Genomic DNA, 9,093 nt, shown 5'->3' on the forward strand with positions numbered 1-9,093 from the left:
ATTAGGATATATTTTAATATTCAACTTGAAAAAAATGACTAGAACAACTAATTTAATTCATCCAAGAGATCAAATTACTACTGTTATAGGCAGGATATACAAACGTGGCATGACCACAACTTCTGGTGGTAATATTTCTATAATTGATGACAATGGTGATATTTGGGTAACCCCATCAGCGATTGATAAAGGCTCATTACGCGCATCTGATATTATTTGTGTTAAAAAAGATGGTACCATTATAGGGAAGCACAAACCATCTTCAGAATTTCCATTTCATAAAGCCATTTATGAAGCGCGTCCAGATATAAAATCGGTTATTCATGCCCATCCACCAGCCTTAGTGTCGTTCAGTATTGTTCGTCAAATACCAAATACGAATATCATTTCTCAAGCTAAACATATTTGTGGTCCCATAGGTTATGCAGAATATAGATTGCCAGGGAGTGAAGATTTGGGCGATGTGATTGCTGAAGAGTTTAAAAAAGGATTTAAAGCCATCATTATGGAAAATCATGGTACCGTTTTGGGAGGAAGTGATTTAACGGATGCCTTTGAACGTTTTGAAGCTTTAGAATTTTGTGCACGTACTATTTTATACGGTTCTCAAATAGGGAAACTTAAATATTTAAGCGATTCACAAATTGATGAATTTGAAGCTCAAGCCACAGACGTTTTACCAGAAATGGAAACTACCACGTATCCTGCAGATGAAGTTGAGAAACGACTTGAAATTTGTAAAATTGTGCAGCGTTCTTGTCAGCAAGGTTTAATGATAAGTTCTTACGGTACGGTTTCCATGCGATGGAATGATAATGATTTTCTTATAACACCAACAGGAATAAATCGATGGGATTTAGATTTAGATGATATTGTACAAATAAAGGATGGCAACCGTGAAGCAGGTAAAAAGCCGAGTAGAGCCGCTTGGATTCATCAGGAAATTTATAACCGTAACCCCGATGTAAATTCAATTATCATGACACAATCTCCATATTTAATGGCTTTCGGTGTTACAGGAGAATACTTAAACGTTCGTACCATTCCAGAAAGTTGGATCTTTTTGCAAGATATAAATACCGTGAAATATGGTAATCATTTCAGAAAAAATAACAATTCTGAAATCGTTGATAACTGCGCTACAGCAGTCATTATAGAAAACGATTCAGTAATTATAACAGGAGATAAATTGCTTCAAACTTTTGATTATTTAGAAGTAGCAGAATTTAGTGCAAAATCTATAGTTTTAGGGAATTCGCTTGGCGAGATGGTTCCTATTAACGATGATCAGGTTGAACAATTAAGAAAAAAGTTTTTATCATAAATAAAATAACATGGCCAGTTCTTTTAATACAAAATATCCTTCTATAGACGATTTACGTAACAAAGCTCAAAAGCGCATGCCTAAGTTTGCTTTTGAATATTTAGATGGTGGTTGTAATGAAGACGTGAATCTTCATAGAAATACTTCCGAACTACGAGAAGTGCAACTAAAACCTCAATATTTAAGAAGTTATTCGGGGTCGTCATTAAAAACCAAATTGTTTGGTATGGATTACGATGCGCCTTTTGGTATTGCACCCGTAGGTTTACAAGGACTTATGTGGCCAAATTCGCCAGAGATTTTAGCCAAAGCCGCTTTTGAAGAAAATATACCGTTTATTTTAAGCACCGTAACAACTACAAGTATTGAGCGTGCAAGCGAAATAACTGAAGGTAAATCGTGGTTTCAATTGTATCATCCTACCGAAAATAGTTTGCGGGATGATATTATTAAACGTGCAGAAGCAGCGCACTGTCCTGTATTAGTCATTTTATGTGATGTGCCTACCTTTGGGTTTAGACCACGAGATATAAGAAACGGCTTGGCCATGCCTCCAAAAATGTCCATAAACAACATTCTTCAGGTTTTAGGGAAACCCGCTTGGGCGCTTCAAACTTTAAAATATGGGCAACCTAATTTTGAAACCTTAAAGCCATATATGCCAAAAGGATTGGACTTAAAACAATTGGGTAAGTTTATGAATCAAACGTTTTCTGGACGCTTAAATGCTGAAAAAATAAAACCCATTCGTGACATGTGGAAAGGCAAATTGGTTATTAAAGGGGTTGCCAGTCATGAAGATGCCGAAGAAGCTATTCGCCTAGGATTAGATGGTATAATTGTATCGAATCATGGTGGTCGCCAATTAGATGCAGGCGAATCGACCATAAAACCATTAGCAACTATTGCCGAAAAATATGGTGATCAAATAACGGTGATGATGGATAGTGGTATTCGTTCTGGTTCCGACATTGCAAGAAGTATAGCTACAGGCGCAGAATTCACCTTTTTAGGGCGCAGTTTTATGTACGGCGTTGGTGCGCTAGGAGCCCAGGGTGGTGAACATACCATTGCTTTGTTAAAAGCAGAATTACAACAAGTTATGGAGCAGGTTTGTAGTAAAAATGTGAGTGATTTGCCTAAACACTTAATAAAATAATAACATGTTTTTAAAACAAAATAAAGGAATGTTTTCGGTTATTATAACTTGTGTTTCTGGACTTTTGTTTTTTTGTTCAACTACAGGTTCTGCCCAAAAGTTATCTGGAAATCCTATTTTAAAAGGTTGGTATGCCGATCCGGAAGCGGTAATTTTCAATGATACCTATTGGATTTATCCCACCTATTCTGGAGAAGATGAATTTCCAAATCGAGAAAAGCTTTTTTCAGCAAAACAAATTGAAGCTCAAAAAAATAGTATTAATAAGCAATATGTTAAACAAACGTTTTTAGATGCCTTTTCGTCAAAAGACCTTGTGACTTGGAAAAAGCATTCTAAAATTTTAGATATACAGAATGTTGCTTGGGCATCATTTGCTGTTTGGGCACCTTCAATTGTCAAAGAAAACAAGCAATATTATTTGTTTTTTGGTGCTAATGATATTCAAAGCGAGAAAGAATTTGGTGGTATTGGCGTTGCAGTTTCCAAAAATCCAGAGGGTCCCTTTAAAGATGCCTTAGGAAAGCCGTTAATTAGCAGTTTTCATAATGGAGCACAACCCATAGATCAATTTGTCTATAAAGATGATGACGGGCAGTACTACATGTATTATGGTGGTTGGAAACATTGTAACGTAGTAAAACTGAAACCAAATCTACTTGAAATAGACACCTTTGAAGATGGCACGGTTTACAAAGAAATTACGCCAGAAAATTATATGGAAGGGCCTTTCATGTTAAAACGTAATGGGAAATATTACTTCATGTGGTCTGAAGGCTATTGGAAAAAGGCCAACTATAGTGTGGCTTACGCCATTAGCGATTCGCCATTAGGACCGTTTAAGCGTATTGGGAAAATACTAGAACAAGATACTAAAGTGGCAAAAGGTGCAGGGCATCACTCGGTAATTCATATTCCAAATTCAGACACCTACTATATCGTATATCATCGTAGACCATTAGATACTGAAAACGGAAACCACCGTGAAGTTTGTATAGATACGTTGACTTTTGATAGTAAAGGATTTATCAATCCTATAAAGATGACAAACACAGGAGTTTGCCAAAATAAATTACCTAAAAATTAAATCATAGATTGTATCTTCGATAAATTAATCAAAATAATCTTGAAATGAAAAACTTAAAACACGCTCAAATAGAGCATGGAAAGATTACTCCAGAAAATGTTCAATATTATAAAGACTTTGGTTATTTAATTGCCTCAAATTTACTTTCTCAGCAAGAAATAGTGGAATTAAAACAAGAAACCGCTCAAATTTTTAGAGGCAACCGTGGTAAAATTGATGGGTTGGCAGAAGTAAGCCCATTAGATTCAGATAGCGATGTGCTTAAAAAATATGTGGCCATTCATTTTCCGCATAAAATATCTTCAGTAATAAAAAGTTATTTATCTCATAAAAAAGTAACGGCTGTTTTACAGAAAATTGTTAGCGAAAATGTAAAATGCATGCAGTCTATGTTGTTTGTAAAAGCACCAGGAAAGCAAGGCCAGTCATGGCACCAAGATGAATATTTTATTCCAACACGCGACAAATCTTTAGTCGGTGCTTGGATCGCTATTGATGATGCAACGATTGAAAATGGCTGCTTATGGGTCATTCCAGGGTCGCAAAATCCAGGAAGTATTAAAAGAAGGGTGAAAAATGAAGATGCTGCTTATGCCGATTTAGAGACCTTAGATATATCGGAGTATGATGAAAAAGATATTATTCCTGTGGAGGTGAAAAGTGGATCGGTTGTATTTTTTAACGGCTATTTATATCACAGTTCATTAAAAAATAAAACTGAAAATAATTTTAGAACAGCTTTAGTAAATCATTATATGAGTGCAGAATCCATGTTGCCTTGGGATCAAGACGGTAAATTACCAGCTACTGAAGATTTACGAGATATCGTAATGGTTGCTGGAAAAGATCCTTATGCACACAAACCGATTGTAGATGTAAATCAACCGTATTTACGTCAAGCTAAAGTGAAATCGAAATTAGATGGCAACTATGAAAATTGATTATTATTGTCCCTACTGGGGAAGTGATCACCTATCAAACGATGATTTTTTTACAAAAGTGAAAGATGCCGGCTATGATGGTGTAGAATATCCAATTGGGAGTCAGGTTTCAAAGCATGTACTCGATACTTTTTGGGAAGGAGCTGTAAACAACGATCTTAAAATTATCATTCAACATTATGATACGCGTGTTTCTAATTTTACAGAACATGCTGATATTTATGCGGCTTGGTTTGAAAAAATTGCAGCTTATCCTTGTGTAAAAGTCAATTCGCAAACAGGAAAAGATTACTTCAGTTTTGAGCAAAACAAGCAATTAATTGATATTGCTGATGATTTTGCAGCCAAACATAAGGTTTCGGTATTGCACGAAACGCATCGTAATAAGTTTAGTTTCGCGGCACACATCACGAAAAGCTATTTGGAGAAACTTCAAGATTTAAAATTAACTTTAGATATTTCGCATTGGGTCAATGTGGCCGAATCATTATTAGAAGACCAACAAGAAGCTGTCGATTTAGCTATAAGTAGAGTAGATCATATTCATGCCAGGGTAGGGCATCCCCAAGGGCCTCAAATTAACGACCCAAGAGCTCCAGAAAATAAAGACACTGTTGCAGCACATTTAAAATGGTGGGATAAAGTTATTGTTACTAATAAAAATAAGGGGATGAAAAACATGAGTATTTCACCAGAATTTGGCCCTATGCCATACATGCCCGCTTTAGCCTTTACGCAACAACCAGTTTCCAGTCAGTGGGATATAAATGTGTATATGATGAATCTGTTGAGAAAACGCTATACCATGTAAGTTTGGTTAAGGTGTTGACTTTGTTTTACTTCGACCTGTAATGATGAATGCTCGTGATTTAATGCGTTTATCATACATGACAATTAAATTATCATAATAGTAAGAGTTTTTTTTTCATAACTATTGACTGTTTTACGAAAATGCTTTTAAAAAAACACGATTTTATAGTCAGATTCTCTTCTAAAGACCAATTTATCACCTTCTCCAGTCACCTATTTTGAAAAATCAAAGAGCGTAGAATTTCGCCATACAATTGATTGTTGTTTTGATTTTTTTATGGGTAAAAACGCTCTAAACACCTGCAGAATCAATAAGTCTACCGTAGGCTCATTTTTTTTAAGAACAGTGAAAAGCTTCTTGGGTTATTTCCTGTTTATCTTATTTTATAATTCAAAACAAACATTTTTTTCACTTAGCTAATAGCGATATTATATTCGGGTTTAACTAAAGAGGGTTTATTTTATTTATAAACACCGTATTAGTAAATACATACAGCATGGTTTTTCTATTAATTATTAGTGAACTAAAACCATTAATTAAAAAAGTAGAAAAGTCATTAAAAAACCTTAAGCGCTCATTTTTTTGTAGCGTTATTAAAAAAGCCAATTATTCAATAAACCAAATATTAACACTTTAAATTAGAATTATGAAAAAAAATTACATTTTGTTAGCTTTATTTATTGCGCCTTTTTTAGGGATTTCGCAAACCAATATTTTAGATAGTGATTTTGAAAACCCTACCGACTTAGGAGACTGGGCGCCAGGAAATGCATCCACTACTACTATTACAATCGATGCTACGAATTTCTTTGCAGGCACTCAATCTATGCAAATGGAGAACACTGCAACATGGAAATTTGCAAAAAACTCTAATAATACTATTGCGACAGCTGGAAACTTTACATTAACTTATAAAATAAAAGGTCCAGATTCAAGAACAAGAGCACAGGTTGTTGTAGATGGAACAAAATATAATGATAAAAATAGTACGGTATTAATGTCTACTCTGCCAAGTGAAACTGGTGCAGATGGAGAAACGTGGTATACGTATAGTGCAGATGTAGATATTACAGATATAGGATCAACTCAGTTTGAAATTCATACAGAGCTTGTTGGTACATTTTATATCGATAATGTGCAATTAATCCAAAACTCTACACTTGGGATCAATGATGAAAATTTAGTAGATCATGAAACTGAACTTTATCCTAATCCGGCTCAAAACGTATTGCATGTAAATGCTTCGAATGCTATTAAAAGTATTGAGGTTTACAATATGGTAGGTCAAAGAGTAGCGGCGCAAACAGGAACATCAGAAATTAACGTGTCTAACATTAAACAAGGTGTTTATATAGCTAAAATTTATTTTGATAACGGTAGCGTTACTGCGGAGCGTTTTGTGAAAAAATAAAATGCTAAACTCTTAGTGTTGAAACTTTACGCCATTATAATATAACGTATAAGCAAACCAATTTAATAGACTGTTTGAAAAGTATTATTGATGTTTATTATATCAAATTATAATAATATTTCAAACAGTCTTTTTTTTGAGTTGACTCAAATGGAAACTTAATAACTACTGCGTTATCCAAGCTTTAATTCTTCTTTCTCTTTCCGTAAAAAAAAACTGTAACCAACTATTAGGATCTTGCGTTTGCGATATCACATACAAGTAAGTAGGTTGATATTATGTAATTTATTAAGTAGGTTTTAATGAAATATGATGGTAAACTTTCAAATTATGATAATAGAAAATGAAAGGCACTTCTATGGGCGGATTGATTTTTAAGGAAACCTCTTGAAGGTAGTACTCTCAATCTTCTTTGTAGGATTACTGATTTGACTTTCGTTTTACAAAATGGAGCAATATTGATTGGTTTTATTTCAGAAAATGTTTTGTAATAACCACCAATATCAAAATGCTAGTTTTTTTGAAGTAGGATGGTTATTTCTTTGATGTAAATATTACCATTATGTATTAACTTGCTATGATGAAGTTTATATATGAGCTCTATGAGTGCGGTTTAACTTGAAGTTTATTCTAAGCTCATTTTGTTGCTTAATGTATTAGACTCAAAATTCATTGACTTAATATTTGTCTATGAGTATATGTTTGTAGCTATGTTAATAAGAGATATATGTGTTCAATTCAGCTAAAAGCATCATTGCGACCAGCCAAAATATTTACTAGCATGAGGCATATAATCCGTTTTAAAGAATTATTTATTTTTTTTGATATTAAATATAATTAATTGAAGCAAATTACTATTTTTGCGCCAGACGATAAGAAAATGAATTATTATAAAGTATAAATAGTTCAAATCGTCAACATTAAAGAAAATATTTGGCAGTTTTACTGCTATGGTTGGGCTGACAGAGCAAAGTTAAAGTCCCTTCCAGACCGCTAAAATTGCAAAAAGAGAGCTCAGAGAAATTAGTTTTTTTGGGCAATTATAACGAAGTTGTGTTGTTCACGCTTTATGCGTGATGTAGTTTACCAAATCTAATTTGGTATTCCAATGAGAAGCTTTCCTTTTTTCTGTGAAGAAGATGGGGATGCTTTTTTGTTTTAGGGCGGTTCATGGGTAGAACTTTTTTCAGTCGTAATGAAATCTGCATTTTGCAATCAATATTTCTCCTTCTCTATATTGGTAAATCAGTCTATGTTCGCTATCAATTCGTCGTGACCAGAATCCTGCGTATTTATGCTTTAGCGGCTCGGGTTTTCCAACTCCATCAAAAGGGTTTCTAGCGATGTCTTTGAGAAGTTCATTTATTTTCTTTAGCTTTTTTTTGTCCGTTTTTTGCCAATACAAATAATCTTCCCAAGACTCGTCAACGAATATATACTTCATTTTAACTTTCGATTAGGTCTTTGCTAAAAGTCGTTCCGGTTTTTAGCTTGTCGATTGCAGAATCTAACCTTAACTCATTCTTTCGTGAGGAAAGTTCGTGATTTGTAGCCATTAAAGAATTATATTCTTGCAATGACATAATCACAATTCCAGAATCTTTTCCACGATTTATTATCAAAGTCTCAAAGTTCTTCACGACTCTGTCCAAGTAGCTTTTAATATCTTTTCTGAAATCAGAAACAGTTGTTATTTGCATAATATTGTGTTTTATTAAGTACAAATATATGTACAAAATATGGTTTGCGCAATTTTTCTGTATTGCTGGCACCAAGTTTTATTTCCAGTGACAGGTACTGGATCAATCCTAAATTGTTGTTTCATTAATAGGCATTCCTACGACACAATACCAATTATTAAACGGAATTTCATATACATTTAAATAAGCCGTAAATATTCCAGTTGTTTTTTGCTGAAGAATAAAAGACTCCTTATATATAGATTGTTTTTCCTATTGAATAATGACAGTAGTATTTTAAGGTAGTATGTAATAGGAGAGGAGTGACTTAATTTTAAATATTAGACGTCTATTACTAACCTCATTATTTTTTATAGACTTATCTTAATGACGATTATTCATATAGTTTATAACTAATAATTTCTCTGCGTATCTCCGCGAAACACCCCTTTCGAAACACCACCAGCATCATCCAGCCACAAACAAACCTTAAAAAACACAAGCTATAATCAACTAAAAACAAGCATATTAAAAGCTGTGGTAAAAAAAAGCATAAAAAAACCAACAAAAAGTTTGTTAGGGAATATAAAAGAGCTGTATATTTGCACCCCGCTAAGAGAGGCACAGCCACTTAAAGCGTTAGTTCATAAACAGTTTTCGGTATAAAAAAGAGGTTTTAAA

The 9,093-nt window shown here is 33.8% G+C and carries 9 protein-coding genes; 6 read left to right on the forward strand and 3 right to left on the reverse strand.

Going from position 1 to position 9,093, the window contains the following annotated elements; translation table 11 throughout:
• The first annotated feature begins 34 nt into the window (after nt 1–34).
• From H6X70_RS15565 to H6X70_RS15590, 6 genes are all read left to right on the forward strand, one after another.
• Nucleotides 35–1,324: a class II aldolase/adducin family protein gene (locus H6X70_RS15565; protein ID WP_194768620.1), complete on the forward strand. Its 1,290-nt coding sequence runs from the start codon at nt 35–37 to the stop codon at nt 1,322–1,324.
• Between the two features lie 10 nt (nt 1,325–1,334).
• Nucleotides 1,335–2,483: an alpha-hydroxy acid oxidase gene (locus H6X70_RS15570; protein ID WP_194768621.1), complete on the forward strand. Its 1,149-nt coding sequence runs from the start codon at nt 1,335–1,337 to the stop codon at nt 2,481–2,483.
• A gap of 4 nt (nt 2,484–2,487) precedes the next feature.
• A complete protein-coding gene (locus tag H6X70_RS15575) occupies nt 2,488–3,570 on the forward strand; it encodes a glycoside hydrolase family 43 protein (protein WP_228530394.1) in 1,083 nt (360 codons plus the stop codon).
• 44 nt (nt 3,571–3,614) lie between these two features.
• Nucleotides 3,615–4,511 (forward strand): phytanoyl-CoA dioxygenase family protein, encoded by an 897-nt coding sequence (locus tag H6X70_RS15580; RefSeq protein WP_194768622.1) that lies wholly within the window; start codon nt 3,615–3,617, stop codon nt 4,509–4,511.
• Complete coding sequence (locus tag H6X70_RS15585; protein WP_228530395.1) at nt 4,492–5,322, forward strand: sugar phosphate isomerase/epimerase family protein; 831 nt, start codon at nt 4,492–4,494, stop codon at nt 5,320–5,322. Before H6X70_RS15580 ends, H6X70_RS15585 begins: the two co-directional genes overlap by 20 nt.
• Nucleotides 5,323–5,968: 646 nt before the next feature.
• Nucleotides 5,969–6,733 carry a T9SS type A sorting domain-containing protein gene (locus H6X70_RS15590; protein ID WP_194768623.1) on the forward strand — a complete coding sequence of 255 codons (765 nt, stop codon included), beginning with the start codon at nt 5,969–5,971 and terminating at the stop codon, nt 6,731–6,733.
• Nucleotides 6,734–7,244: 511 nt separating this feature from the next.
• Here H6X70_RS15590 and H6X70_RS17075 read toward each other — a convergent pair.
• From H6X70_RS17075 to H6X70_RS15605, 3 genes are all read right to left on the reverse strand, one after another.
• Nucleotides 7,245–7,337, reverse strand: a complete 93-nt coding sequence (locus tag H6X70_RS17075) for a hypothetical protein (protein ID WP_194768633.1) — start codon at nt 7,335–7,337, stop codon at nt 7,245–7,247.
• 582 nt (nt 7,338–7,919) lie between these two features.
• A complete protein-coding gene (locus tag H6X70_RS15600) occupies nt 7,920–8,177 on the reverse strand; it encodes a Txe/YoeB family addiction module toxin (protein WP_194768624.1) in 258 nt (85 codons plus the stop codon).
• 1 nt (nt 8,178) lies between these two features.
• A complete protein-coding gene (locus H6X70_RS15605; RefSeq protein WP_194768625.1) occupies nt 8,179–8,433 on the reverse strand; it encodes a type II toxin-antitoxin system Phd/YefM family antitoxin in 255 nt (84 codons plus the stop codon).
• Nucleotides 8,434–9,093: the final 660 nt, after the last annotated feature.

It is taken from the genome of Tamlana sp. I1 (genome assembly GCF_015355625.1).
Lineage (GTDB): Bacteria > Bacteroidota > Bacteroidia > Flavobacteriales > Flavobacteriaceae > Pseudotamlana.